Source organism: Olsenella sp. SW781 (genome assembly GCF_012027725.1).
Taxonomy (GTDB): Bacteria; Actinomycetota; Coriobacteriia; order Coriobacteriales; family Atopobiaceae; genus Thermophilibacter.
Genome location: NZ_SJOU01000004.1, coordinates 169393 through 193284 on the forward strand (window position 1 = coordinate 169393; position 23892 = coordinate 193284).

Below are 23892 nucleotides of genomic sequence, written 5' to 3' on the forward strand. Positions count from 1 at the left end.
CGAGTTTTCCATACCGTTTCGAGGAGGCGGCCTCGCGTTTCGAGGCGGCTTCCAACGTTTCCCGCGTGGCGCAGGGTCGTTAACAGCGGCACGTCCTTCTCGGCACGCCCTCTTTGGGGTGGCAGACTGCCGCCGTACCGTCCGTGCGACTGGGGAGGTCGTCATGTATGACACAGGATCTACCGGATTCATGCTCGTCTGCACCATGCTCGTCCTGTTCATGACCCCGGGGCTCGCGTTCTTCTACGGCGGCCTGGCGCGCCGGAAGAACGTGATCAACACGATGCTCATGTGCTTTGCCGTGATCGGCATCGTGGGGATTGCCTGGGTCCTGGCGGGGTGGTCCTTCGCCTACGGGGGAGACGGCTCGCTTTCGTGGTTTGGGGGGTTCGACCAGCTGGGGCTTTTCGGTCTCGTCTCAGGCATGCTCGCCGAGGCGTCCGCGGTCCCCGCAGACGCGGTCTACCCCTCGCTCGTTGACGTCTGCTTCCAGATGGCCTTTGCCATGATCACGGCTGCTATCGTCACGGGCTCGGTGGCGGGGCGCATGAAGTTCGGGGCCGTCGCCGCCTTTATCGCCGCGTGGTCGCTCGTGGTGTATGCGCCGCTCGCCCACATGGTCTGGGGCGGGGAGGGCTCGCTCATCGGCGACGTCATCGGCGCGCTGGACTTTGCCGGCGGCGACGTGGTCCACATCAGCTCCGGCGTGACGGGACTCATCCTCTGCCTCTTCCTCGGAGGGCGCAAGGGCTTTGGCCTCAAGAGCTACCGGCCGCACAACGTGCCCTTCGTCGCGCTGGGGGCGGGCCTGCTCTGGCTCGGGTGGTTTGGCTTCAACGGGGGCTCCGAGTTCGCCGCGGACGAGGTTGCGGCCCTCGCGATCCTCAACACCGTGGTCTCCAGCGCAGCGGGCCTCGTCTCCTGGCTCGTGACCGAGCGCGTTACCACCGGCAAGCCGACGCTCGTGGGCGCCTGCACTGGTCTTGTGGCCGGCCTCGTGGTGGTGACGCCGGGTGCGGGCTTTGTGGAGCCGTGGGCCGCGGTGCTGATGGGCATCATCGTCTCTCCTGTCTGCTACCTGGCCATCTCCAAGCTCAAGGCGCGCTTCGGCTACGACGACGCGCTCGACGCATTTGGCTGCCATGGGGTGGGCGGCATCCTCGGCGGCGTGCTCACGGGCCTCTTCTGCGTGCCGGAGCTCTCCTGGTCCGAGGCGGGCGGCCTGCTCTACACCGGCGACGCCTCGCTGCTCGTGAGCCAGGTGGTTGGAATCCTGGTCACGCTTGCGATCGTCATCGTGCTCGACCTCGTGCTCGTGGCCATCGTGCGAGCGGCGTTTGGCGGCAGCCTGCGCGTGAGCGAGCATGACGAGGCGCTTGGACTCGACGTGTCCGCGCACGGCGAGAGCGCCTATCCCGCCTTCACCGGACTCGACGCATAGGGAGCGTGCAACATGAAGAAGGTAACGGCCATCATCCGTCCGGAGAAGCTCGAGGAGCTCAAGGACGCGCTCAACGAGAAGGGCATCCATGGCATGACCGTCTACGAGGTCATGGGCTGCGGCAGTCAGCACGGCTGGACCGAGTACTATCGCGGCAAGGAGGTCATGCTCAACATGATCCCCAAGGTGAAGGTTGAGCTTGTCGTCAATAATGCGCAGGTCGAAGACCTGATTGGGCTCGTCTGCGACGTTGCCCGCACCGGCGAGGTGGGCGACGGCAAGATCTTCGTCTATCCCGTGGAGGAGTGCGTGCGCATACGCACCGGGGAGCGTGGCGTCAAGGCCGTGTAGGGGGGCGGGCCCGGCGCGCTGCGGACTGGGCGCGCTGCGCAAATCGGGGTCGTGGCAGTTTCCCCGCCGCCGGCGTTGCGCGGATGGGGGTTACGGCAGCCCGCGCTTCTCGCCACCTGCGGTTCTTCTCGTCCCTGTTGCGGAAAACGGGGTCGTGGCGGTGCGATTTCTGCCACGACCCCAATCGGGACAACGCCTCACGACACGGGATTGCCACGACCCCGATTCCCGCAACGTGCCGAGAAGCGCTTACCCAAGCCCGTACGCCTCGACGGGAACGACGTCCCATCCGCCGTCGGTGATCTGGGGCGCGGCGGGGGAGGAGCCCTTCTCGTCGCGCGCACGCTCACGGGCGCGGCCGTCCCAGCGGACGCCGTCGATGCGCTCGAGCTCCTCGTAGAGCGCCGCCCGCCGCGAACGACGCCACTCTGCCACCTTGCGGGTCACGCGGTGTCGGGGCAGCCCGAGCTCCTGGCGGAGGATTTCTGCCAGCCCGTCCATGTAGTCGAGGTCGCGATACTGGACCTTCGTCACCACGTGCTCCGAGAGTCCAATGGCCGTGAGCTCGGTGCTCCGCGCGGCGTCGCGCGCGTGTGCCTGCTCGGTCGCATGGTCGCCGCCGTTATACTCGACCGCGGCGATGCGCGGTGCGCCTCCCGCCTCGTCCGCGCGCCCGCGGAGCAGGATGTCGGGCTTTCTCACCCCCGATTCCATCCGGTCATGTATGCGCCGCACCTCGAGGGGCTCGTTCATCGAAAGCACCTCGAGCCCGTATCCCCCAAGCGAAGGTCTCAGCCCCAGGCGAAGAGAAAGCTTCGTCTCGCGGGGCGAGCCCGAGCGCACGCAGGCGTGACGCAGCGCGTGGCGCACCCGCTGGGTTCCGTGCTCCGGCCCGAGGGCGTCGAGGTGCTCGAGGATGCGCTCGGGGGTGGTGAGGGGGGACTTCCGCTGGAACATGCCCCTCTCTGACGTGGGGTCGATGGCGTAGATGCCAAGGAGCTCGGAGAGCAGGCAGATGAGCTCGAGGTCCGTGAGCCATGGCGCCATCGCCACGGGGAGGTGCTCGGGCGAGACGCACCGCACCCCCGGGGCGAGCTCAAAGGCAGATCCGGGCGGGAGGTCGGGGGAGGCGTGGGTGCGGACCAGCGACCTTCTCGCACGCGGGGCCTCGCGCGAGACGAGCAGGTGAAGAGGCTTGCTCGCGCGGGCCAACTCTGGGACGGTGCCGATGAGCCGCTCGATTTCCGCGTTGGCCGGCACCCGCTCGGGAACGTCGCCGTCACAGCGTTCTCCCTTTTCGAGACGCCAGCGCAGCCGTCTGCTGCGCATCGCCTCAAGGGCCGTGGTATGTGTCAGTAGGATGCTCATGGCTCGAGGCTAGGGCATCGCATCGGGGATGGACTCGAGATCCGAAGAAAGTCGTTCCCGCTGCTGACGGGCTGCTGTCGCGATGCTGACGAAAAGGACTGTTTGCGCAGGTCAGTTAACTTTACATAAGTGATTTGCATGAGAAAATTAACTATATTTTGTGGAGGAGGTGTGCTGCGGGCGACGGAGGCGGGTCGTTTGCGATATCGGGGTTATGGCAATCTGGCGCCGTGGGGCGTTGCCCAGATGGGGGTCGTGGCAGAAATCGCGCTGCCACGACCCCGTTTTCCGCAACAGGGGCGAGAAGAACCGCAGGTGGCGAGAAGCGCGGGCTGCCATAACCCCCATCCGCGCAACGCCGGCGGTGGGGAAACTGTCACGACCCCGATTTGCGCAACGCGCCCGGCCCGCAGCGCGCCCAACCCGCAGCGCGCCCGGCCCTACAGGTCCGTCGCCGTGACGATCTCTTGCGGGATGAGGCGGGCGCCCTCCACCACGGCTCGCAGATACGCGGCCTCCTTCGGCTTGAGGACGAACTCCAGCAGCTCAAGCCCCTCGATGCGCACGCCGCCCTGGTCCGTCTCCTCGTTCTCCAGCGGGTCGGGGAAGCGCTTCATCGCGCGCCTCAGCATGAGGCGGTACGCGGGGGCGAACGGCTCGACCTCGAAGCGCCCGTCGGCCATCGAGGCGAGCTTCGCCAGGATGGAGAGGCCGGCGCGGTCTATGTCTCCCCAGTAGAGCACGCGTACGTCCTCGGCGCCGAGCGAGGCGATGAGGTCGGGCAGTTTGTGCGGGTCGTCAACGATGTACCCGTTGCCAAAGACCACGCCGTGGACCCGCTCGTCGAGGATTCGCTTGCGCCCGTCCAGGAACATCGCGTTTCTCATGTTGACCCAGGGGTCGAGGTTCTCGGAGACGACGAGCCGCAGGTGGCGGTGGTGCTTGGGGATGTGGTGCATGAGCTCGAGCTTGGTCTGCGGGCGCGTGACCACTGCGTCCGAGAGGCCCATGAGATGCAGCAGCTTGCGGCCGTCCGAGTCCAGCGCCAGGAACTTCTCGTCACCGAAGAGGCGGTACGAGAGCTCGCGCGTGCTGAGGGTGCCGTCGCCGATGGAGGCGGAGCCGGCGAGCGCGGCGTCGAGGGCGCGGAGCTCGCGCTCAAAGCGGACGTATGCCTCGGGGGTGCTGAGCAGCCAGCCGTTGATCCACAGGCGGGGGTCGAGGTCGATGATCTTCCGGCGGATGTCCTCGAGCTCGGGCGTCTGCTTGCGCACGGTGTCCAGCCCCGCGAGGCTGCGGGCAGGGCGCCGCGCGGGAGGCCTGGGTCGCTCCGCGCGGGCTATGGCCTGGGGCTTGTTTTCCGGGCGTGCGTCCGACCGGGCGTTCTTCTCGCCCGCTCCGCCCGCGCGCTTGGACGGGCTCGGGGCCGGCGCGCCGCCGGCGAGAAGGACGTAGCCCTCGCCGCCCTTCTCCCGCTCGAGCACGTGCAGGTCGAGCAGGTCCTTGAGCGTGGGCTCGCCCGCCCCGTACTTGGCGAGCACGCCCATCACGTCCTCCCTGCTCAGCGGGTTCTTTCGCAGGCGGACGAGCCCGCTTGCGATGCCGCCCGAGACGCTGCGCTGCTGGACGGGCAGCTCCTTGCTGAGGAGCTTGGCCAGGGAGACGATCGCGTCATGCTCCTGCTCGGTGAGTTTCTGTGCCATTGGTGCCTCTCTTCGGGGTTGCTCAGTACAGCATACCGTTACGGGCGGCGTGAGCATGCGGACGACGGCCATTAGCTCGCAGCTAATGAATTCCTTCTTTTGCCCTGATAGGCTGCAGGCATCAGGACCAATTCGTCGAAAGAATGGGTGGTATCAATGAGTACGCTTGCCCCAATTCCCCGCCATTGCCTCGTCGCCACGCTTGCGCTGGCCGCCGCGTTGGCTCCGTTTGCCCTCTCTGGGTGCGGTGGGACGTCGTCTTCCGCGGAAGATTCGACTCCTGCCGAGGAGCAGCCCGCCGAGAGCCAGGTTTCCGAGTCGACGCAGTCTGACTACGCGGTCACCATCGATGGGTCGACGGTGACGACTGACTACGAGGGAGCCCCTGCGATCATCGTCGATTACACCTTTACCAACAACTCTGAAGAGGATACGTCCTTTGCGGTGGCCTGCGCTCAGAAGGCGTTCCAGAACGGGGTTCAGCTTGAGAATGCGATCGTGACCGAGGACCTTGGGAACGGTTACATGGCAGAGATAAAGCCGGGCTCAACGACCACGGCGCGCATTGCCTATAGCCTGACAGATGAGTCCGACGTCACCGTCGAGGTCCAGGAGCTCTTCTCGCTTGATGATACGATGCTTGCGGAGGCCACGTTCTCGGTGGCGTAGAGGACGCGCGAAGAGGTGCGATGCCATGGCAGAACGACTGACGGAGGAGCTGCTTGACGAGCTCCTCTCCACCTCCGACCTCGAGGGCTATCTCGAGGAGCGCGCGCCGAGCGGACGCACGCTCTCCGAGTACCTGCAGCAGCTTCTCGCCGAGAAGGGCCTCGAGCGTTCGCGCGTGGTGCGCATGGCCAACCTCAACGACACCTTCGGCTATCAGATCTTTCAGGGCACACGCCATCCGAGCAGGGACAAGGTCCTGCAGATCGCCTTCGCCATGGCCCTCACGCTGCGCGAGACCAACCGTGCGCTCAAGGCCGCCGGCGCGAACGAGCTCTACTGCAAGAACCGCCGCGACGCGATCATCATCTTCTGCCTCGACCGCGGCTGCTCGCTCCAGAAGGTGAACGAGGAGCTGTACCGCTTCGGCGAGCGGACCATCTGCTAGGGGCGGCGATTCGGGGGCGTTGCCGAATCTGGGGCCGTGGCAGTAACGGGCTCCAGTGCGTTGTCGATTTGGGGGTCGTGGCAGGATTCGGGCTGCCACGACCCCATATCTGGCAACAGGGGCGAGAAGAACCCCAGCTCGCGAGAAGTGCCGGCTGCCATAACCCCGTTCTTCTCAACGCACGCCGAGGCGGGATTGCCACGACCCCCGATTCCGCGGCGGCCCCGCGGGGCGGACCCCGATCTGTCCGCGCCCTCTGCTAGGATTGCCACATGGAGACACGCGAAGACACCCTCGAAGACGACCTTGCTCGATACCTCGACTCGCTCGGGCGCGAGGACTCGTATCGCGTCGACGCCGTGCTCAAGGAGGGGCCGCTCGAGGTCACGGAGCGCGTCTTCTTCGTGGGGAGGAGCGGCGCCGAGCTGGGTCCGTTCGTGCGCAAGTACCTGAGCGCCGAGTCGGGTCTGGGCGGAGCGTACGAGGCGCTGCTCGCGGCGCAGCGCCGCGGCGTGAGCCTGCCGCACCTTCCGCGCATCATGGAGTGCTATCGCCATGACGATAAGAACGTGGTGGTGATGGAGTGCGTGCACGGCGAGACGCTCTCCGAGCGCGTCCTGAGCGCGCGGACCCCCGGCGGGCGACTCGACCTTCTCGCCCTCGTCTTCCCCGACCTGTGCGATGCCGTGAGCGAGCTTCACGAGCGGCTTGACCCTCCCATAATCCATCGCGACCTCAAGCCGGAGAACGTCATGGTGTCAGGCTCCGGGGTCACCCTCATCGACCTGGGGATTGCCCGATCGTTCCGAGAGGATGGCGAGCGGGACACCACGCACTTTGGCACGCGCGCCTATGCGCCGCCCGAGCAGTTCGGCTTTGGGCAGACGGACGTGCGGAGCGACGTCTACGCGCTCGGCATGCTGCTCTTCTTCTGCGTGACGGGGCTCGAGCCCTCGGCGCGTGACCGCGAGCGCGGCTTTGCGGGAGCGGGCGTGCCCGAGCCGCTGCGCCCCGTCATCGTCCGCGCGACCCAGCTTGATCCCGCGGCGCGCTATGCCACGGTCCGCGAGCTGCGCGATGCGTTCGTGTCCGCGCTCGGCGACGTGGCGCGCGGGAGGGGCGGGGGCTCTCCCGCGGAGGAGCCGCCGAGCTTTGAGCCCGAGCGACCGTCTCCCGGGACGCTGCTCGCGCGAGTCCCGCGCTGGGCGGGTGCGATCTGGAACCTTGCGGTGCTCTCTCTGTGCGGACTCTGCATCGTGGGCTGCGTGATGGGGTTCGTCCAGCCCACGCCCGAGAACGCGAAGTGGCCCGTCTGGTACCGGTTCTTCTCGTATCTCGTGTTCCTGATGCCGGCGCTCGCGATTGCCGGCTATCTGATGCTCGACCGCCGGCCGCTGCGCAGGGAGATTCCCGCGCTCGCGCGGCTTACCGTGAGGCAGGAGACCCTCGTGGGATTCCTTGCCATCCTGGGGCTGCTCGTGCTGTGGGTCCTCGCCTCGCTGGTCGCGCAGGTCTAGCAGGGCTGGCGGATTGCCTCCTCCAGCGCCTCGACGTCCCCGGTGAAGTGGAACGCATGCATGCCGGCGAGGCGGGCGCCCGCGCAGTTGTCCGCGTTGTCGTCCACGAAGAGGCACTCGGCCGGGTCGAGCCGGTAGCGCAGGCAGAGCAGGTGGAAGATTGCTGGGTCCGGCTTCATGATGCGCTCCTTGGCCGAGACCACGCAGCCGTCGAGGTATGGCGTGACGGGCGCGTGGCGGAGCTGGTCCATGATGCGGGTGTTGGCGTTGGAGAGCACGTAGATGCCGTAGCCCTCACGCTTGAGGCGGATGCCGAGCTCGTTGGTGCCGGCGATGGGCTCGGAGTGCTCGGGCCAGTGGTCAAAGCACTCGTTGAGGTTGGGGCGCAGGCGCTCGGGCAGATGGTCGAGCGCGTAGCGGCGCATGGTCTCGCGATCGATGGTGCCCGAGTCCAGAAGTGACCACATCGTGGTGCCGAAGAGCGCGCCGTCGAGCAGCGCGGCGTCCTCCGGCGTGTCCGTGAAGAGGCTCGCGAAGTATGGCCCGTCAAAGGTCATGAGGACGTTGCCCATGTCAAAGATGACGTTCCTTACGCGCTTGTTCTCGCTGCTGGGCATGATGCCTCCTCGGTTGCGGGTGCTAGAGAAAGTATAGCTGCCGGTGTCGCCGCTGAGGTGCCGCTCCTGCTGATAATCGGATCCGGCAAGGCGTCGCACGTATCGGGGCGACGGAAGTAGCGAATCGGCGGCCATTGCGTGCTCGGCGGCCCGGAGCTGCCGAGAGAATGACCTGGAGGGCGAGAAGAACGTGAGGAATTGCGGTCGTTGCGCCCTGCGGGCTCGATGCTCTTCTCGCCTTCCGCATCGACTCCGCTTTACCCGACTCGGCCATCTCGGCAAGCTTTCTGCGACTCAAGATGTCTTGGTTTCAAGATTCGTGAAAGACGAACAGATCCTGTTGTTTGATCGTGTTCGCGTTTCGTTCGCACCTCGTGCCCTGAGCCGATCATGCTGGGAAGGGGGAAAGGAGGAGATGTGTCTGATCATAGAGATACTGAGGCCGCCTGGGCGTATTGCCCCAGCTCGTCGAGCGGCGCTCCGTTGGAGTTGATAAAAGTGACTGAATCCAACGACTATCCGGAGCATGGGGCGGCCTTTGGAGAAGAATGGGCCCCCATGGACGGCACATGGCTCACCTTTTCTGGTGTAACTGGGCTGTGGGAAGAGAAGCGAGGTGGGAACTTCTGGGGGTACGGTAGCGCCTATGAGTTTGCCGAGGACGTCTTTTGCTTTGACCCCTTGCTGGGGAAGCGATTGCTTTGCGATGAGGGAGTGGGCCGCGAGTTCTGGCCCGTCGAGGTGAGCGATGTCGAGGTGCTCGAAGAAATGGGCATCTCGTGGCAGGAGTCACTCGCACGATGCGTGGCGGCCGTCCCTTCCTGGCGGCGCGGGGACAGCCTGCTCTGCGTCCCGGAACTGTTGAGGATTGACTTTGGGCGCTGGTGCAGCGATCTCGATGATTCCGGCGTTTTTGAGAATGGTCCACTTATGGGGACCTCGGCATTCCGAGCGGTTGTTAGGGAGTGTGCCGCCCACGTGCAGCGTATTCCCTGGGCTCGCGCAGGCTGCTAGGCAACAAGTACGTGGTTCTCCTGCATGAACTGCTCGTAATGGGCTGCGAGCAGGTTGCGGCTGGGATGACTTGCCTCATTGCGGGGGAGTCGCAGGTGGGAGGAGGTGAAGGTGGCATAGGTCGTGCCGCGCAGACGGTCGCTCAGGCTGATTTTGAGCGTATCGGGTTCTATCGAAATCAGGTGGGCGTCATACAAGAGGTGCATGTCCGACCTCAGGAGGATGCCATTGTTTACGATCTGAGACTTCCTTCCCCGATAGGGATTGATGTGAGCCGCCTGAAGGACCTGGGGGACATCGGTTTCAGTGATGGCGCATGCCCCTTCATACGCATTGAGCAGCGACTTTCGAAACGCGTCCTGTTGCTCGCGGCGCACCTGCTCCGCCTTCACGAGCTTGCGCTCGTCAGCATCATCAATCTCGGTCAGAACGGAGCGCTCGTCGTCTGTCAGGGCATCGAAGCCGGGGAAGGCAAACGCCCCCTCCGATTCGCTCTTATCGGTTATGGGGCCATGGAGCGTGAACATGTTCGTAGCGCTGTTAAAGCGCTCCACAAAGGCAAGGCCGAGTATGCGATAGCCCTTCGCCTCGCGGACCATAACGCCCACGGGGACGCCGTCAGTCAGGCAGTTCATGAGTGAGCCGTTGTAGTTTTGGCTGCTGTCGGATCCGCTGTGGGCCGCGTAGTCAAGCACCCACGTGCCGTCAGCGAGATGGATGGGCTTTCTATCGTTGTAGAGCCCACTTCCGCTGGAGTGGACGGAAAGGGCGTACTTCCTACCTCTTTTGTAAGAAACGAGAGAGGCGCCTGGTATGTAAATCCCGGCATCTCGACTCAGAGGAATAGGCGTTTTCGGGCGATTTTCCATGCGATGCGGAAGGCGCGATATCATCTCGCCGGTATTTTGCTGGAACCAGTCGTAGCAGGGGATGAATTCCTCCGGAACACGCCTCTTTGCCCGATCTAGAGTCGGGCAGAAGGCCTGACATTCGTAGATAATCTGACTGGCCACCGCTGCCTCCCTCCGCTGGGTAGATTATACGTTAGCAACTCCCGTGCTACACTGGCCCCACGAATCTCGAGCGAAGGGACAACACTATGTCTGACGTGCTCTTTATTGAATATCCCAAGTGCAGTACCTGCCGACGCGCCAAGGCGTGGCTGGACGAGCACGGCGTCTCGTACACCGACCGCCATATCGTGGAGGATAACCCCACCGCCGAGGAGCTTGCCGAGTGGCAGGCTCGCTCCGGGCTGCCCGTCCGGCGCTTCTTCAACACGAGCGGCCGGCTCTACCGGGAGCGCAACGTGAAGGCGCTGCTTGACGCCGGCATGGCGGACGCCGACGCCTTCGCGCTCCTCGCCGAGGACGGCATGCTGGTCAAGCGTCCCATCGTGGTGGGGGAGGACTTCGTGCTCGTGGGCTTCCGCGAGGCGGAGTGGGAGGACGCACTTCTGTAGCGACCTCGCCCGAACGACAGATTTCTAGTTGCGCCAGAATCACAAATCGGGGCCCCGAGAGGGGCTCCAATTTTTTGCGCGGAGGCTCTACCTGCGGTTCTTCTCGTCTAGCCTTGAGAATTCTAGTTGCCTTCTAGTTGCCTTCTAGTTATCATCTAGTTATCATTTTCGAGCAAGGAACGGTGGCTCACATGGCTGATGTCGAGAAAATTGAGTTGCTATACTCTCTTGTCGGCTTTCCCGATGAGACGGAGTGGCTCGAGTTCAAGGAGGGGAATAGCGATCCCGAGCGTATAGGGAGGGACATTTCCGCGCTGGCAAATTCCGCCGCGTATCTTGGTCGGGATTTTGCCTATCGCATCTGGGGAGTTGCTGATGGAACGCATGATCTCGTTGGTACCACGTTCAACCCCTATGCGAAGAAGGCAAAGGGCAATCAGAGCCTGCTAATTTGGCTGCCGCGATTCCTCTCGGCAAACGCTAGCTACGAGTTTGACTGCTTTGAGCATGACGGAAAGAACTTCGTCGTTCTCAAGATTGCCGCAGCGACAGAAAGGCCGGTGAGCTTTGACAAGGCCCTCTACATTCGCGAGGGTAGCAGTACAACGCGCCTGGTAAACGGATCAGCAAAGGAGGCTGAGCTCTGGCGGCGTCTCCAGCGCTCGGACTTTGAGACGAGGCCGGCAAAGGTTGACCTCGTGGTTTCCGATGTTTTTAGCCTATTAGATGTTGACGCTTACTATGCGCTCTTGGGTGATCGTAAGCCCGAGCAGGAGGAGAGCGTACTCGAGACGCTTTGCGAGCAGGAGCTTGTCTTCCGCCAGGATAACGGTCGCCTGAGAATATCAAATCTGGGTGCCCTGCTTATCGGGCGTGACCTGAGGGCGTTCTACGGGCTTGGTCGGAGAGCGTTGCGCGTGGTGTGTTATGCGGGCAAGGGGAGCTTCGAAATCGTTGAGGACAGGACGTTCAACGAGGGGTATGCGCTGTCGCTTCCAAAGGCTGAGGAGTTCGTAATGGCCCGTGTGCCAAAACGGGAGCTGGTGGACGGGGCATTTAGGAGAATCGTTCACGCATATCCGCAGAGGGCGGTTCGCGAGCTGCTCTCAAACACCGTGATTCACCAGGACCTATCTGATACGACGGAGGGGCCGATGGTGATGCTGTACGAGAACCGAATCGAGTTCTCTAACCCGGGCACGACGCTCATCCCCGTAGCCCGGCTGCTCAATGCCCCTCCAAAGACACGAAACACCAAGCTCGTGAACCTTATGCGCCAGATGGACCTCTGCGAGGAGGGTGGTACTGGATGGGACTTGACCGTTGCCTCCTGCGAGGCCGTCCACATGGCGGCGCCTAAGGTTCAGAGCGAAGATGACCTAGGGACGAGAGTTACGCTTCTCGCGGGAAGCGCCTATGAGCACATGACCAAGGCTGAGCGGCGCGATGCCGTGTACTGGCACGCTTGTCTCATGTTTGCTCAAGGAGAGTCCATGGGGAACCAATCGCTGCGCGAACGCTTTGGTCTTGAGGAGAATCGAAAGAACATCGTTGCCATGTCGCGGCTCATCAGGGATTGCTGCGAGGCTGGACTCATTAAGAACGAGGATGACGAGGCTGGGGATAAGTATCGTCGCTATGTTCCGTACTGGGCATGAGCGACGGTCACATCTCTCACTCGAACACATGTCTTTTAGTTGCGCCAGAATCACAAATCGGGGCCCCGAGAGGGGTCCCGTTTTTTACGCAGGCGTTCTACCTGCGGTTCTTCTCGTCTTGACTTGAGAATTCTAGTTGCCTTCTAGTTATCAAAGCGGGGTGGGCCCAGTTGCGTCCGGCGTTCGTGGCATACTGGGCAAAGTGAGTCGAATGGGGGAGACATGCTGACAAGGGAGTTCTGCGCCGAGAACATGGAGCTCGTTCCGGCGGCGGTCGCCGCAGGCGCGGCGCGCATCGAGCTGTGCGACAACCTCGCGGTGGGCGGCACCACGCCGAGCTACGGCGTCATCCGAGCCGCCGTAGCATTTGCGCGCGAGAAGAACATCGACGTGATGTGCATGATTCGCCCGCGCGGCGGCAGCTTCGAGCATACGCCCGCCGAGGCCGCCATGATGCGCGACGACCTCATCATGGCCAAGCGCCTGGGCGTCACCGGCGTGGTCTTCGGCTGCCTGCGAGAAGGACGTCTGGACACCGGGCTTACCTCCGAGCTGATCCGCCTTGCCCACGAGGACACCCCCGAGGCCCCCGGCCGCGTGGCGGTGACCTTCCACATGGCCTTTGACGCGCTCGCGCCAGAGGACCAGCTCGACGCCATCGACTGGCTCGCCGAGCAGGGCGTGGAGCGCATCCTCACGCACGGCGGCGCGGCTGGCGCGCCCATCGCGGACAACCTCGATTGCCTGCGCGCCTACGTGGCGCGCGCGGCCGGACGCATCGTCATCCTGCCCGGGGGCGCCATCACGTGGGAGAACGCCGAGGGGGTCGCTGCCGCGCTGGGCGTCTCCGAGGTGCATGGGACCAAGATCGTCAAGGTGGCCTGACCGTGGCGCGACCGAGACAGGTCAAGGGCTTTGCGCAGGTCACGCCGAATCTTGGCGAGCACATGGGGCACGAGGTCCTTCTCGCCAGCTTGGCGGAGGGGGAGGCGCGCGTGCGGGGAACGGCGTTCTCCGGGCTGGAGCTTGACGGCATCTCCGCTGCCGGCGCCGCCTTTGAGAACGTGGCGTTTCGCGGATGCGTCTTTGAGGGCGTGGACTTCTCCAGCTGCACGTTCACGGACGTGCAGTTTCTGAGCTGTCGCTTCATCGCCTGCACCATGGCGCGCTCGTGGCTCAACCGGGTGGACTTCCGGTCGTGCTCGGCGCCGGGGATGAGCTTTGGCAAGGGGCGACTCACCGGGGTCCTCATGGCGGACTCCCAGTTTGACTACTGCGACCTCTCGGAGGCCTCCGTGAGCCATCTGCGCGCGAGCGCGACGAGCCTCTCCGAGCTCAACCTGCACCTGACCAAGCTCTCTCACGTGGAGCTTGACGACTGCGACCTCACGCGGGCGACGGTCTATCGCTCGGGGCTCTCAGGCGTCGACCTCTCCTCGTGCGACATATCGGGAATACGCGTGTCCGGGGACTTCCGCGAGCTGCGCGGCGCCGTGGTGAGCGCCTCGCAGGCCGTGCAGCTGGCGGGGCTCCTGGGCGTGACGGTGAAGGAGGACGAATGGCTCTGATCAGCGAGGACGCCCCGCTCGAGGAAGTGCAGCGGGTCTTTAGGAACGACCGCTTTGCGACGGACGCGTGCGGGTGCCGCGTGGTGGAGGCCTCGCGTGGGCATGCGGTGTGCGAGTTCGACATCACGCCCGGCCACCGCAACGAGAAGGGCGGCGTCATGGGTGGGGCCATCTTCACGGTGGCCGACCTCGCCTTTGCCGTGGCATCCAACGTGGGGGAGCCGGTGACGGTGTCCGTGAGCAGCTCGATCGAGTTCATGAGCGCGGCGAAGGGCGAGAAGCTCATAGCCACGGCGGACGTGGACAAGAACGGACGCACGCTGGGGTTCTACAACTGCCTGGTCACAGACGAGCTGGGCACGCCCGTCGCGCGCGTTACCCAGACGGCGATGCACCTGCGGCAGTAGGGGGGACGCCGGGGGCGTGGGGTGCCCCCGGAGGGCCTAGTCGAGCGACGCGAGCTGGGCCGGGAGCTCTCCGATGAGCGGCCTGATGTAGGCGCGCAGCTCGCTGCCGATGCCCATGCCGTCTGCGGAGATCCACTCGCTGGGGATGTTGCGCACCTGGTTGGCCACGGCGGCGACGTCGACGAGCTTGGTGCGGGACGCGTACGGGTCGTTGGAGACGCGCTCGATGGCGCACATCTTTGCGGTCTCGCCGGCAAAGGCGGCCTCGACGGCGGCGTAGCCCACGTCGTAGGCCTCGTTGAGGTCGGTCCTGCTCGCGACGTAGCTCGCGCAGCGCTGGAGCGTGGAGAGCTCCACGGCGCGGGTCTTGCAGCCGATGCGCTCCTTTGTGAGGGCGGCGAGGTAGCGGCCGGCTCCCGAGAGCATGGCGAGGTGGCCGAACTCGTCGGTGCCGACGCCCGGCGCCGCCGCGCGCTCGCAGACGAGGGCGCCGTCGGGCGTGCGCACGCCCTCGCTCACGCCGACCATCACGGTGTTCTTCTTCTGGAGCGCCTGGGAGAGCCGCTCGATGAGGGCGTCCTCGTTAAGCGGGACCTCGGGGAGAAGCACGAGGTCGGGCTCGACGAAGGCAAGGGCGCTCGAGGCGGTGAGCCAGCCGGCATCGCGTCCCATGATCTCGACGAAGGTGACGCTCTTGAGGTTGTAGACGTCGGCGTCGTAGGCGAGCTCGTTCATGGCCGTTGCCACGAAGCGGGCGGCGCTGCCGTAGCCGGGGGTGTGGTCGGTCCCCACAAGGTCGTTGTCGATGGTCTTGGGCACGCCGATGAAGCGGATGTCGCTCCCGGTGCTCTGACCATAGGCGGCGAGCTTGGAGATGGTGTCCATGGAGTCGTTGCCGCCGATGTAGAGGACGGCAGACGCCCCGAGCTCCTCAAAGCGCTCGAAGAGGCGCTGGTAGACAGTGTCGTCCGTTCCGAGGGCGGGAAGCTTGAAGCGGCAGCTGCCGAGCCAGCTCGCCGGGGTGTTGCGCAGGAGGTCAAGATCGACCCTGCTCACGAAAGCCTCGTCGAGTCGGACGGAGCGGCCGTCGAGGAAACCCTGGATTCCATAGCGCATGCCCTCGACGCGCGCCCCCTCGAGGATGCCCGCGGCGATCACGCCGGCGAGGCTCGCGTTGATGGCGGCGGTGGGGCCGCCCGACTGTCCAACCAGAACGCATCTCTCGGCCATGTGGGGTGCTCCCTTCGTCGTTTGCGCTGCTGTAAGCATACCTCAGGGTGCGGTCGGCGCGAGTCGGTGTGCAAAAGGGCGGATAGTGTGTAAAACGGCCGGCGTCGCCTGCAATCAGGCGGATAGTGTGAAGCGTTGCGGGGAGTCCCGTGGATAGGTGCTCAGATATGACCTGCGATTATGCGATTTCAAATTGCTTGATTGGCGGGAAATGCCGGGATTTGGGCGATAAGGGCTTCGCACTATCCGCCTGATTGCACGGAAGGGCGGGTTTTTTTCGCACTATCCGCCCGATTGCAGAAGGGCGCGGCCTCGGATGGTCCGAGGCCGCGCCCAGGGCTCGACGGTCAGTTTTCGCCTGGCATCTACGCCAGGTTGTAGAACGCCGCCTTCTGCAGGTACTCCGCGCTTGCGCCGAGGGAGTCCTCGATGCGGAGGAGCTGGTTGTACTTGGCGACGCGATCGGTGCGGGCCGGGGCGCCGGTCTTGATCTGGCCGGCGTTGGTGGCCACCGCGAGGTCGGCGATCGTGGTGTCCTCGGTCTCGCCGGAGCGGTGGGAGACCACGGCGGTGTAGCCCGCGCGCTTGGCCATCTCGATGGCGTCGAGCGTCTCCGTGAGGCTGCCGATCTGGTTGACCTTGATGAGGATGGCGTTGGCGGCGCCCACCTCGATGCCCTTCTTGAGGCGCTCGGTGTTGGTGACGAAGAGGTCGTCGCCCACGAGCTGGACCTTCTTGCCCAGGCGCTCGGTGAGCTTGACCCAGCCGTCCCAGTCCTCCTCGGCCAGGCCGTCCTCGATGGAGATGATGGGGTACTTCTCGACGAGCTCGGCCCAGTAGTCGACCATCTCGTCGGACGTGAGCGTGCGGCCCTCGCCCTTGAGCTCGTACATGCCGGTCTCCTTGTTGTAGCACTCGGAGGTGGCGGGATCCATGGCGAACATGAAGTCCTCCCCCGGCTTGAAGCCGGCCGCCTCAACGGCCTCCATCAGGTAGACGAAGGGCTCGGCGTTGGTCTTGAGGTCGGGGGCAAAGCCGCCCTCGTCGCCCACGCCGGTGGAGAGCCCGGCCTTCTTGAGGGTGTCCTTGAGCGTGTGGTAGACCTGCGCGCACCAGCGAAGGCCGGTCGCGAAGTCCGGGGCGCCCACGGGCATGATCATGAACTCCTGGAAGTCGACGTTGTTGTCCGCGTGGACGCCGCCGTTCAGGATGTTCATCATCGGGACGGGGAGGGTGTGCGCGTTGGGGCCGCCCAGGTAGGCGTAGAGCGGCAGCCCCGCGGATGCCGCGGCGGCGCGCGCGATGGCGAGAGAGCAGCCGAGGATCGCGTTGGCGCCCAGGCGACCCTTGTTGGGGGTGCCGTCAGCGGCGATCATGGCCTCGTCGGCGCCGCGCTGGTCGGTGGCCTCGCGGCCCACGAGCACGGCGGCGAGCTCGTCGTTGACGTGCGCCACCGCCTGGGTGACGCCCTTGCCCAGATAGCGGTCCTTGTCTCCGTCGCGCAGCTCGACGGCCTCGAACTCGCCGGTGGACGCCCCGGACGGGACGATGGCGCGTCCAAGGGAGCCGTCCTCGAGCGTGACCTCCACCTCGACGGTGGGGTTGCCGCGGGAGTCGAGCACCTCGCGACCGTATACCTTTGCGATCTTGCTCATGGCGAACCTTTCTGTTTGACTGAGCTAACTTGTTTTGAAGTATACCCAATCTAACAATTGGCATACCGAGACGGAGGGGGCACGCGAAAAAAGGGGCGGCACGTCGATGACGCGCCGCCCCCGGACCGTGCTAGCGGTAGTCGTAGAAGCCCTTGCCGGCGGCGCGACCGGTCTCGCCGCGGTCGATCTTCTCCTTCAGCAGCGCGGCGATGCGGCCCTTGATGGTGGTGGGGTCGGCCGCCGTGGGGTCGAGCAGGGTGATGTTGTAGGCGGTGGTCAGTCCGACGATGTCGAGGATCTGGAACGGGCCCGCCGGCGCGCCGGTGCCGAGCTTCCAGGCGAGGTCGATGTCCTCGACCGAGCCCACCTCGCCCGCCCAGAGCGCCTGCGCGGCGGTGAGGAAGGGCACGAGCATGCTGTTCAGCAGGTAGCCGGGCTGCTCCTTCATGACCTTGAGGGGCACCATGCGGATGTCTGCGGCAAACTCGACCACCTCGTCGAAGTGCGCCATGTCCGTTCCGGGGTGCGGCATGACCTCGGCGGTGGGGTTCTTCCAGATCTCGTTGGCAAAGTGCAGCGCGAGGTACTTCTCGGGACGCCCGGTGTGCTCGGCGAAGGCGCTCGGCAGGAGCGTGGAGGAGTTGGTCACCACGACGGTGCGCTCGGGCATGATGGGTGCCACGGCGGTGTAGAACTCGATCTTCTGCTGGGGGTTCTCGGCGATGCACTCGATCACGAGGTCGGCGTCGGAGAAGGCCTCCTCATAGCTCGTGGTGAGGCGGATTCCCTCGTAGGCGGCCTCGACGCGCGCCTTGGCGGCCTCGCAGGCCTCGGGCGTGACGTCCTCGCGGGGGAGAAGGCCGTAGGCGTAGGCGGCGGGGTTGGTCTTCATCGCCTCGAGCGTGGCGAGATAGACCTCGCGCAGGTGGTCGATCTTGGGCTGGCAGCGCTCGATGGAGCCCTCCGAGCGGAGCCAGATGGTGACATCGCACCCGCTGTATGCGCACTGGAAGGCGATCTGGCTTCCGAGCACGCCGCCTCCGGCGACGACGACCTTGGTGAACTTCATGGGGAGTCCTTTCCGTTGGGCGTGGCGGGGGTCGCCACGCGGATGCCTTCCTCCTACCCAGAAGCCTGTAACTATTTCACGCACGTTCTTCTCGCGTTCCTCACCGGCATGCGCCGGACGATATACTGAGACGGTTCGCAGGGCGCGGGCCGCACGGGGGCGGTGCCGCAGACGGGGAGAGGTACTCATGGGAGCGTTCTTTGGCGCGGTCTCGCATCGCGACGTCGCACTCGACGTGTTCTTTGGCGTCGACTATCACTCGCACCTCGGCACGCGCCGTGCCGGCATGGTGTCGTGCCGCGAGGGCGGCGGCTTCAACCGGCAGATCCACTCGATCGAGAACACGCCGTTCCGCACCAAGTTCGAGCATGACCTGCCCGACCTCTCGGGCACCTGCGCCATGGGCTGCATCTCGGACAACGACCCGCAGCCGCTGCTCGTCCGCTCCCACCTCGGCGTCTACGCCATCTCCACGGTGGGCGCCATCGCCAACCAGGACGCGCTCGTGGCGCGCTTCGAGGAGGCCGGCCACCAGTTCGGCGCCATGGGGTCGGGCGCGGTCAACGTCAACGAGCTCGTGGCGGCGCTCATCAACTCGCAGGGGAGCATCGTCGACGGCATCCGCTACGCGCAGGACGAGATCGAGGGCTCGCTCACGCTGCTCATCATGACCGAGGACGGCACGCTCATCGCCGCGCGCGACAAGATGGGCCGCCTGCCGGTGCTCATCGGCAAGGACGACGACGGCTACTGCGTGACCTTCGAGTCCTTCGCCTACGGCAAGCTTGGCTACGTCGATGCGTACGAGCTCGGCTCCGCCGAGATCGTCCGCATCACGGCGGACGGCTACGAGACGCTCTCCGAGCCGCGCGACGAGATGCGCATCTGCGCGTTCCTCTGGGTCTACTACGGCTATCCCAACTCCGACTACGAGGGCGTCAACGTGGAGTGCATGCGCTATCGCAACGGCGCCATCATGGCCCGCGACGAGCGCGAGGCGGGCCTGCTCCCCGAGGTCGACTACGTGGCCGGCATGCCCGACTCGGGCCTGCCGCACGGCATCGGCTACGCCAACGAGTCCGGCGTGCCGCTCGCACGCCCCTTCGTCAAGTACACGCCCACCTGGCCGCGCTCGTTCATGCCCGCCAACCAGGAGGTCCGCAACCGCGTGGCCAAGATGAAGCAGATCCCGGTGCCCGAGCTGATCCGCGACAAGCGCCTGCTGCTCGTGGACGACTCCATCGTCCGCGGCACCCAGATGCGCGAGACGATCGACTTCCTGCGCGACACGGGCGCCTCCGAGGTCCACATGCGCTCGGCCTGCCCGCCCATCATGTACGGCTGCAAGTACCTCTCGTTCTCCCGCAGCCGCTCCGAGTACGAGCTCATCGCGCGTCGCAAGGTCCGCGAGCTCGAGGGAGACGAGGGCGAGAAGCACCTCGAGGAGTACGCGGACGGCCGCTCCGAGCGCGGGCGCTGCCTGCTGCGCTCCATCTGCGAGGAGATGGGCTTCGACTCGCTGGAGTTCCAGAGCCTTGACGGCATGCTCGAGGCCATCGGCATCGACCGCAAGAAGGTCTGCACCTACTGCTGGAACGGCAAGGAGTAGGTCTCGAGGAGGGCCCGGGCGCGAAGGTGCGGCCGGGCCCCCTCCCTCGAGTCATATGTGATTAGATTGGTAGCAATTTGGGAACGAGAGGGGTAACGACATCCCGTGACCCTAAGGAGTCCCCATGAGCTACCTTGGCATTATCGACCGCCGCCGCAGCGTCTACGCACTGAACGACCGGCTCCCCATTTCCGAGGACGAGCTCGTCCGCATCGTGGGGGACGTCGTCGTGGCGACGCCCTCTCCCTTCAACGTGCAGAGCGGCCGTGCCGTGGTCCTTCTCGGCGCGCAGCACCGCGCGCTCTGGGATGAGATCGTGCGCCCCGCCCTCGAGGCCATCGTGCCGGCGGAGTCCTTTGCCCCGACGGCCGAGAAGCTCGCCGGATTCGCCGCCGGCGCGGGCACGGTGCTCTTCTTCGAGAACCGCCCCGCCGTGGAGGACCTCAAGGTGCGGTTCCCCACCTACGCCGCCGCCTTTGACGGCTTTGCCGAGCATGCGCTGGGCATGATCGAGGTCAACGTCTGGAACGCGCTTGCCGAGAAGGGCGTGGGCGCGAGCCTCCAGCACTACAACCCGCTCATCGACGATGCGGTCAAGGCCCGCTGGGGCATCCCCGCCGAGTGGGCGCTCGCCTCGCAGATGGTCTTCGGCGGCATCGCCGCGCCGGCGGCTCCGATCGAGAAGCTCCCCGCGTCCGAGCGCGTCCGCGTGGTCCGGTAACGCTGAGGCAGCGTCGGGTCCGGGCGTGCCACTGTGCCGCTGGCGTCAGGTCTGGCTGTGCCGCTGTGCCACTGGCGTCAGGTTTGTTTGGCACACGCGGGGCGTGCCAAACAAACCTGACGCCAGTGGCACAGCGGCACGCCCGGACCGCGCTAGCAGTTGCCCACGCGGACGTGGGCGAGGTGGCGACGTGAGACGTCGGCCAGCCTCCGCACGGCGGAGACGGGGGTGGGGCCTCGGTCCGTGAGGCGCCAGCACGGGAAGAAGCGCGTGACGTGGTGCGTCACCGTCTCCCGCCCGCGACCCCCGTCGAGTCCGGAGAGCCATCGGGAGAGCTCGTCCATCTCGTCGTCCCCGTCGTTCATGCCGGGGACGACGAGCGTGGTCACCTCCAGGTGGCAGGCGGGGTCCGCCGCGAGCCGCTCGATCGTGGCCCGAACGCACGAGAGCGACCCCGGCGCGGCCCCGCAGGCATCGTAGAAGGCGTCCGAGAACCCCTTGAGGTCGATGTTCGCGGCGTCGACGAGCCCCTCGAGCTCGTCGAGGACGTGCCGCTCCACGCATCCGTTGGAGACGAGCACGTTGACGAGGCCGGCCTCATGCGCCAGCCGGGCGCAGTCTCGGACGTACTCCCAGCAGACGAGCGGCTCGTTGTAGGTGTAGGCGATTCCGGAGACGCGCGGGTCGCGGCGGCGGGCCTCGGCGGCTATCGCGACCAGCCCGCCAGGCATGACCTCGCGCCAGCCCACGTCCTTCTCGCCCGCCTGGGAGATCTCCCAGTTCTGACAGAAGGGGCAGCGCAGGTTGCAGCCATAGCCCCCGACCGACACCACGTACGTCCCCGGCATGAAGCGCGCGAGCGGCTTCTTCTCGATGGGGTCGAGCGCGATGGAGGTGAGACGGCCGTAGCCCTCCGGCACGATCGCGCCGCCGAGGTTGCGCCGCGCGTGGCACGCGCCGAGCGTCCCCGGGGCGAGCCGACAGCGGCGCGGGCAGGTGGCGCAGACGAGCGCCGCGTCCTTCTCGCCCGCGCTCACCGGTGGCGCTCCACGACGAAGCGCTCTATGGAGACGCCCTCCTCCGCGAGCGCGATGCCGCCCTTGCGCGCGGCAATGCGCAGCTGCTCCTCGACGGTGTCCACGCCGTCGAGGTCGGGGAGGAGCAGGCCGCGCCTCCCGCCCGGCGCGCTCACGATCACGCCATAGCGGCGCGGGTCCAGCACCGCGCGGCCCTCCACGGGCTCCGGGTCCCCGAGGACGTCGACGTCGTAGACGAGCTCGGGGAGCTCCTCGGCCGTGACGGGCGGGAAGCGGGGGTCGTGGAGCCCGGCCGAGACCGCGTTGGCCACGATTTCCTCGGCGAGGCTCCCGCGCGTGGGCGCAATGGTGCCGATGCAGCCTCTCAGCTGGCGGTTCTTGGTGAGGGAGACGAAGGCGCCGGCGCGGCGCGAGAGCAGCTCCGGGGGCAGGCCGTCCGGGACGGGCAGGCGTCGTCCCGCGCGCACGCGGTGCTCGAGCGAGGCGCGGGCGAGCGCCACGTACGCGTCCTCCCCCGAGCGACGGCGCTCCATGTCCGCGGCGTGCCAGGCCTCGTACGCCTCGCCGAAGGCGCGGGCGGGGTCGGACCCCTCGGGCCCGGAGGGCAGGAAGCACGCGACGCCGTACCCCACGCCGAAGGGCCCCTCGTGCGAGAGCAGCTCGGCGGCCACGGGCGTGCGGTCGAGCGCGCCGGCCATGATCTGGAAGGAGCGCAGGCCGCACTCGGCCGCGCGCTCGCAGAGCCCCGGGTCCGCCGTCAGCAGCGAGAGGAAGTCCCCGCTCCCGAGGGCGCGGCAGACGAGCTCGTCGAAGACGGGCCCGTCCGGGGAGAAGCCGTACGGGCCGTCCGCCGCCAGCTTGTGCGAGAGGTCGCCGGATGCCACGTACGCCACGCGGCGGCCCAGGCGGCCCGCCGCCCGTGCGATCAGCATGCCCATGCGGTAGTGCTGTATCGGCGCGAGGCCGGAGATGCCCATGCGGACGACGCGGTAGGGCGTGGGCTCCTGGTCCGCGGCGCGCAGGGCGTCGTAGTCGGACTGGATGAAGTGGAGCGGCACGAGGACGCCCCAGTCGAGGTCCCGCTCGCGCTCTCCGGCGGTGCCGGCGGGCAGTCCCTCCTCCCGCGCGAGGCGGCAGAGCTCGTCGACGAGCTCCTCGTCATAGGTGACGTGTGAGCCGTCCGCGGGGTCACCGAACTGGGCAAACGTCCCCCGTGCGCCCGGTCCGGGAGCGATGTGGAGGTAGTCGAGGTACATGGCCGTGTGCGGGCTCGAGATGACGATCGTGTCCGGCTCGAGGGCGGCGACGCGGCGAGCGACCTCGCGGTAGGCGTCCACGGTGGGCTGGATCTCTCGCTCGCGCCCGTGCCCCACGCCGGGGACGATGAGCGGCGGGTGCGGTACGGCTACGGCGATGACGACGGGCATATTGGCCCCCTCTCGTCAGGTGACAGTAACGTCAGGTTTGTTTGCCACAGCCCTGGCCTAGTACCATTGTGCCCATGGATGCCCGGACGGCGGGCACCAATGGGCGAGCGGGGGTGAAGCGGCATGGTTGTGGCGCTGACGACGCTGGGGATCGTTCTCGTGGCCTACGGGGCGCTCATGGCGGCGCTCTATCCGGCGGGAGGGTTCTTTCTGGTGTGGGTGGCGCTCGGGGCCGCCCTGCTCGCCGCCGCCCGCGTGGAGCGCGTGCGCCTCGCGATCTGCGTCGCGTTTGCCGCGGGCGCGATCGCGGTGGGCGGGCTCTCGGTGCTCATCGCCACCACGGCGGCCGCGACGCCGCCTGCGGGCGTGGACTGCCTCGTGGTGCTGGGCGCGGGGCTCAGGCCCGACGGCTATCCCAGCGAGACCCTTCGGTTCCGGCTGGAGGCGGCGCTCGCGTATCTGGACGAGAATCCGGAGACCGCCTGCATCGTCTCTGGCGGGCAGGGCTTTGGCGAGCCGCTGACCGAGGCGGATGCCATGGCGGAGTACCTGGAGGCGCGCGGGCTAGACGGCGCGCGCATCACGAAGGAGGAGCGGTCGAGCACCACGGCGGAGAACGTCCGCAACTCCTCCGCCCTTCTCGCCCCGGGCGCGACGGTCGCGATCGTCACCAACGACTTCCACCTCTATCGCGCGCTGCTCATTGCCAAGAAGAACGGGCTGCCCGATGCCTATGGCCTGGCGGCCCGCACGAACCCGCTCTACCTGCCTCAGGCCACCCTGCGCGAGTGCGTCGCCATTGTGAAGGAGGCGCTCATCGGATAAGGGGACGGGCTTCTCTCTCGGGGGGTCCGGGGCGGGCGCGCCACTGGCGTCTGCTAAAAGGGGACGGGTTATTTCTCTCAGGGAGCTTGGGACGGGCGT

23 protein-coding genes are annotated in these 23892 nt (G+C 66.3%); 14 read left to right on the forward strand and 9 right to left on the reverse strand.

Translation table 11 applies throughout. The features are described 5' to 3' along the window. Positions 1-163 precede the first annotated feature (163 nt). Both E0L17_RS03765 and E0L17_RS03770 read left to right on the forward strand, forming a co-directional pair. Positions 164-1441, forward strand: coding sequence for an ammonium transporter (locus tag E0L17_RS03765; RefSeq protein WP_167929918.1), 1278 nt, complete (start codon positions 164-166; stop codon positions 1439-1441). 12 nt (positions 1442-1453) lie between these two features. Then, positions 1454-1792, forward strand: coding sequence for a P-II family nitrogen regulator (locus E0L17_RS03770; RefSeq protein ID WP_075279448.1), 339 nt, complete (start codon positions 1454-1456; stop codon positions 1790-1792). A gap of 249 nt (positions 1793-2041) precedes the next feature. On the opposite strand, the gene E0L17_RS03775 is transcribed toward E0L17_RS03770, so the two are convergent. Continuing rightward, positions 2042-3160 carry a hypothetical protein gene (locus E0L17_RS03775; RefSeq protein ID WP_167929919.1) on the reverse strand — a complete coding sequence of 373 codons (1119 nt, stop codon included), beginning with the start codon at positions 3158-3160 and terminating at the stop codon, positions 2042-2044. A gap of 440 nt (positions 3161-3600) precedes the next feature. Continuing rightward, complete coding sequence (locus E0L17_RS03780; RefSeq protein WP_286163268.1) at positions 3601-4863, reverse strand: Wadjet anti-phage system protein JetD domain-containing protein; 1263 nt, start codon at positions 4861-4863, stop codon at positions 3601-3603. Positions 4864-5019: 156 nt separating this feature from the next. On the opposite strand from E0L17_RS03780, the gene E0L17_RS03785 reads away from it, so the two are divergent. The 3 genes from E0L17_RS03785 (at position 5020) to E0L17_RS03795 (ending at position 7494) form a co-directional block, all read left to right on the forward strand. Beyond that, positions 5020-5532, forward strand: coding sequence for a DUF5067 domain-containing protein (locus tag E0L17_RS03785; protein ID WP_167929920.1), 513 nt, complete (start codon positions 5020-5022; stop codon positions 5530-5532). A 25-nt stretch (positions 5533-5557) separates the two neighbouring features. Continuing rightward, positions 5558-5977, forward strand: coding sequence for an XRE family transcriptional regulator (locus tag E0L17_RS03790; protein WP_167929921.1), 420 nt, complete (start codon positions 5558-5560; stop codon positions 5975-5977). A 272-nt stretch (positions 5978-6249) separates the two neighbouring features. Beyond that, positions 6250-7494, forward strand: a complete 1245-nt coding sequence (locus tag E0L17_RS03795) for a serine/threonine-protein kinase (protein ID WP_167929922.1) — start codon at positions 6250-6252, stop codon at positions 7492-7494. Here the strand turns inward: E0L17_RS03795 and E0L17_RS03800 are convergent. After that, positions 7491-8111: an HAD family hydrolase gene (locus E0L17_RS03800; protein ID WP_167929923.1), complete on the reverse strand. Its 621-nt coding sequence runs from the start codon at positions 8109-8111 to the stop codon at positions 7491-7493. The two genes, E0L17_RS03795 and E0L17_RS03800, sit on opposite strands and share 4 nt — an antisense overlap. A 417-nt stretch (positions 8112-8528) precedes the next feature. On the opposite strand from E0L17_RS03800, the gene E0L17_RS03805 reads away from it, so the two are divergent. Further along, complete coding sequence (locus E0L17_RS03805) at positions 8529-9125, forward strand: hypothetical protein (protein ID WP_167929924.1); 597 nt, start codon at positions 8529-8531, stop codon at positions 9123-9125. On the opposite strand, the gene E0L17_RS11210 is transcribed toward E0L17_RS03805, so the two are convergent. Continuing rightward, positions 9122-10138: an HNH endonuclease gene (locus tag E0L17_RS11210; RefSeq protein WP_167929925.1), complete on the reverse strand. Its 1017-nt coding sequence runs from the start codon at positions 10136-10138 to the stop codon at positions 9122-9124. The two genes, E0L17_RS03805 and E0L17_RS11210, sit on opposite strands and share 4 nt — an antisense overlap. An 86-nt stretch (positions 10139-10224) precedes the next feature. Here E0L17_RS11210 and E0L17_RS03815 point away from each other — a divergent pair, with 86 nt between their 5' ends. The 5 genes from E0L17_RS03815 (at position 10225) to E0L17_RS03835 (ending at position 14220) form a co-directional block, all read left to right on the forward strand. Beyond that, positions 10225-10587, forward strand: coding sequence for an arsenate reductase family protein (locus E0L17_RS03815; protein WP_167929926.1), 363 nt, complete (start codon positions 10225-10227; stop codon positions 10585-10587). A 191-nt stretch (positions 10588-10778) separates the two neighbouring features. Beyond that, positions 10779-12245: an RNA/DNA-binding domain-containing protein gene (locus E0L17_RS03820; protein WP_167929927.1), complete on the forward strand. Its 1467-nt coding sequence runs from the start codon at positions 10779-10781 to the stop codon at positions 12243-12245. A 222-nt stretch (positions 12246-12467) separates the two neighbouring features. After that, positions 12468-13130, forward strand: a complete 663-nt coding sequence (locus E0L17_RS03825) for a copper homeostasis protein CutC (protein WP_286163269.1) — start codon at positions 12468-12470, stop codon at positions 13128-13130. A gap of 2 nt (positions 13131-13132) precedes the next feature. After that, a complete protein-coding gene (locus E0L17_RS03830) occupies positions 13133-13813 on the forward strand; it encodes a pentapeptide repeat-containing protein (protein ID WP_353652943.1) in 681 nt (226 codons plus the stop codon). Then, positions 13804-14220 carry a PaaI family thioesterase gene (locus tag E0L17_RS03835; RefSeq protein WP_206108992.1) on the forward strand — a complete coding sequence of 139 codons (417 nt, stop codon included), beginning with the start codon at positions 13804-13806 and terminating at the stop codon, positions 14218-14220. The genes E0L17_RS03830 and E0L17_RS03835 overlap by 10 nt, the downstream gene beginning before the upstream one ends. A 36-nt stretch (positions 14221-14256) precedes the next feature. On the opposite strand, the gene E0L17_RS03840 is transcribed toward E0L17_RS03835, so the two are convergent. The 3 genes from E0L17_RS03840 to E0L17_RS03850 all read right to left on the reverse strand — a co-directional run bounded on the left by E0L17_RS03840 (position 14257) and on the right by E0L17_RS03850 (position 18174). Next, positions 14257-15450: a diphosphate--fructose-6-phosphate 1-phosphotransferase gene (locus E0L17_RS03840; RefSeq protein WP_167929928.1), complete on the reverse strand. Its 1194-nt coding sequence runs from the start codon at positions 15448-15450 to the stop codon at positions 14257-14259. Between the two features lie 365 nt (positions 15451-15815). Next, positions 15816-17105 carry a phosphopyruvate hydratase gene (eno, locus tag E0L17_RS03845; RefSeq protein ID WP_167929929.1) on the reverse strand — a complete coding sequence of 430 codons (1290 nt, stop codon included), beginning with the start codon at positions 17103-17105 and terminating at the stop codon, positions 15816-15818. Positions 17106-17235: 130 nt separating this feature from the next. Then, positions 17236-18174 (reverse strand): 3-hydroxyacyl-CoA dehydrogenase, encoded by a 939-nt coding sequence (locus E0L17_RS03850; RefSeq protein ID WP_167929930.1) that lies wholly within the window; start codon positions 18172-18174, stop codon positions 17236-17238. A gap of 187 nt (positions 18175-18361) precedes the next feature. Here E0L17_RS03850 and E0L17_RS03855 point away from each other — a divergent pair, with 187 nt between their 5' ends. Together E0L17_RS03855 and E0L17_RS03860 are read left to right on the forward strand one after the other, a co-directional pair. Then, positions 18362-19783: an amidophosphoribosyltransferase gene (locus tag E0L17_RS03855; protein WP_167929931.1), complete on the forward strand. Its 1422-nt coding sequence runs from the start codon at positions 18362-18364 to the stop codon at positions 19781-19783. A gap of 124 nt (positions 19784-19907) precedes the next feature. Further along, positions 19908-20504, forward strand: a complete 597-nt coding sequence (locus E0L17_RS03860; RefSeq protein WP_167929932.1) for a nitroreductase family protein — start codon at positions 19908-19910, stop codon at positions 20502-20504. A gap of 152 nt (positions 20505-20656) precedes the next feature. On the opposite strand, the gene amrS is transcribed toward E0L17_RS03860, so the two are convergent. Both amrS and amrA read right to left on the reverse strand, forming a co-directional pair. After that, positions 20657-21541 (reverse strand): AmmeMemoRadiSam system radical SAM enzyme, encoded by an 885-nt coding sequence (amrS, locus tag E0L17_RS03865; protein WP_167929933.1) that lies wholly within the window; start codon positions 21539-21541, stop codon positions 20657-20659. Further along, entirely contained in the window at positions 21538-22968 is a 1431-nt protein-coding gene (amrA, locus tag E0L17_RS03870) for an AmmeMemoRadiSam system protein A (RefSeq protein ID WP_167929934.1), read from the reverse strand. Before amrA ends, amrS begins: the two co-directional genes overlap by 4 nt. Positions 22969-23091: 123 nt before the next feature. Here amrA and E0L17_RS03875 point away from each other — a divergent pair, with 123 nt between their 5' ends. Beyond that, a complete protein-coding gene (locus E0L17_RS03875; protein ID WP_167929935.1) occupies positions 23092-23793 on the forward strand; it encodes a YdcF family protein in 702 nt (233 codons plus the stop codon). Positions 23794-23892 lie beyond the last annotated feature (99 nt).

Excerpts from the sequence above, each read along its gene's own strand:
- E0L17_RS03765 (WP_167929918.1), top strand. The coding sequence starts at position 164 with ATGTATGACACAGGATCTACCGGATTCATGCTCGTCTGCACCATGCTC.
- E0L17_RS03770 (WP_075279448.1), top strand. The coding sequence starts at position 1,454 with ATGAAGAAGGTAACGGCCATCATCCGTCCGGAGAAGCTCGAGGAGCTC.
- E0L17_RS03775 (WP_167929919.1), bottom strand. The coding sequence starts at position 3,160 with ATGAGCATCCTACTGACACATACCACGGCCCTTGAGGCGATGCGCAGC.
- E0L17_RS03780 (WP_286163268.1), bottom strand. The coding sequence starts at position 4,863 with ATGGCACAGAAACTCACCGAGCAGGAGCATGACGCGATCGTCTCCCTG.
- E0L17_RS03785 (WP_167929920.1), top strand. The coding sequence starts at position 5,020 with ATGAGTACGCTTGCCCCAATTCCCCGCCATTGCCTCGTCGCCACGCTT.
- E0L17_RS03790 (WP_167929921.1), top strand. The coding sequence starts at position 5,558 with ATGGCAGAACGACTGACGGAGGAGCTGCTTGACGAGCTCCTCTCCACC.
- E0L17_RS03795 (WP_167929922.1), top strand. The coding sequence starts at position 6,250 with ATGGAGACACGCGAAGACACCCTCGAAGACGACCTTGCTCGATACCTC.
- E0L17_RS03800 (WP_167929923.1), bottom strand. The coding sequence starts at position 8,111 with ATGCCCAGCAGCGAGAACAAGCGCGTAAGGAACGTCATCTTTGACATG.
- E0L17_RS03815 (WP_167929926.1), top strand. The coding sequence starts at position 10,225 with ATGTCTGACGTGCTCTTTATTGAATATCCCAAGTGCAGTACCTGCCGA.
- E0L17_RS03820 (WP_167929927.1), top strand. The coding sequence starts at position 10,779 with ATGGCTGATGTCGAGAAAATTGAGTTGCTATACTCTCTTGTCGGCTTT.
- E0L17_RS03825 (WP_286163269.1), top strand. The coding sequence starts at position 12,468 with ATGCTGACAAGGGAGTTCTGCGCCGAGAACATGGAGCTCGTTCCGGCG.
- E0L17_RS03835 (WP_206108992.1), top strand. The coding sequence starts at position 13,804 with ATGGCTCTGATCAGCGAGGACGCCCCGCTCGAGGAAGTGCAGCGGGTC.
- E0L17_RS03840 (WP_167929928.1), bottom strand. The coding sequence starts at position 15,450 with ATGGCCGAGAGATGCGTTCTGGTTGGACAGTCGGGCGGCCCCACCGCC.
- eno (WP_167929929.1), bottom strand. The coding sequence starts at position 17,105 with ATGAGCAAGATCGCAAAGGTATACGGTCGCGAGGTGCTCGACTCCCGC.
- E0L17_RS03850 (WP_167929930.1), bottom strand. The coding sequence starts at position 18,174 with ATGAAGTTCACCAAGGTCGTCGTCGCCGGAGGCGGCGTGCTCGGAAGC.
- E0L17_RS03855 (WP_167929931.1), top strand. The coding sequence starts at position 18,362 with ATGGGAGCGTTCTTTGGCGCGGTCTCGCATCGCGACGTCGCACTCGAC.
- E0L17_RS03860 (WP_167929932.1), top strand. The coding sequence starts at position 19,908 with ATGAGCTACCTTGGCATTATCGACCGCCGCCGCAGCGTCTACGCACTG.
- amrA (WP_167929934.1), bottom strand. The coding sequence starts at position 22,968 with ATGCCCGTCGTCATCGCCGTAGCCGTACCGCACCCGCCGCTCATCGTC.
- E0L17_RS03875 (WP_167929935.1), top strand. The coding sequence starts at position 23,092 with ATGGTTGTGGCGCTGACGACGCTGGGGATCGTTCTCGTGGCCTACGGG.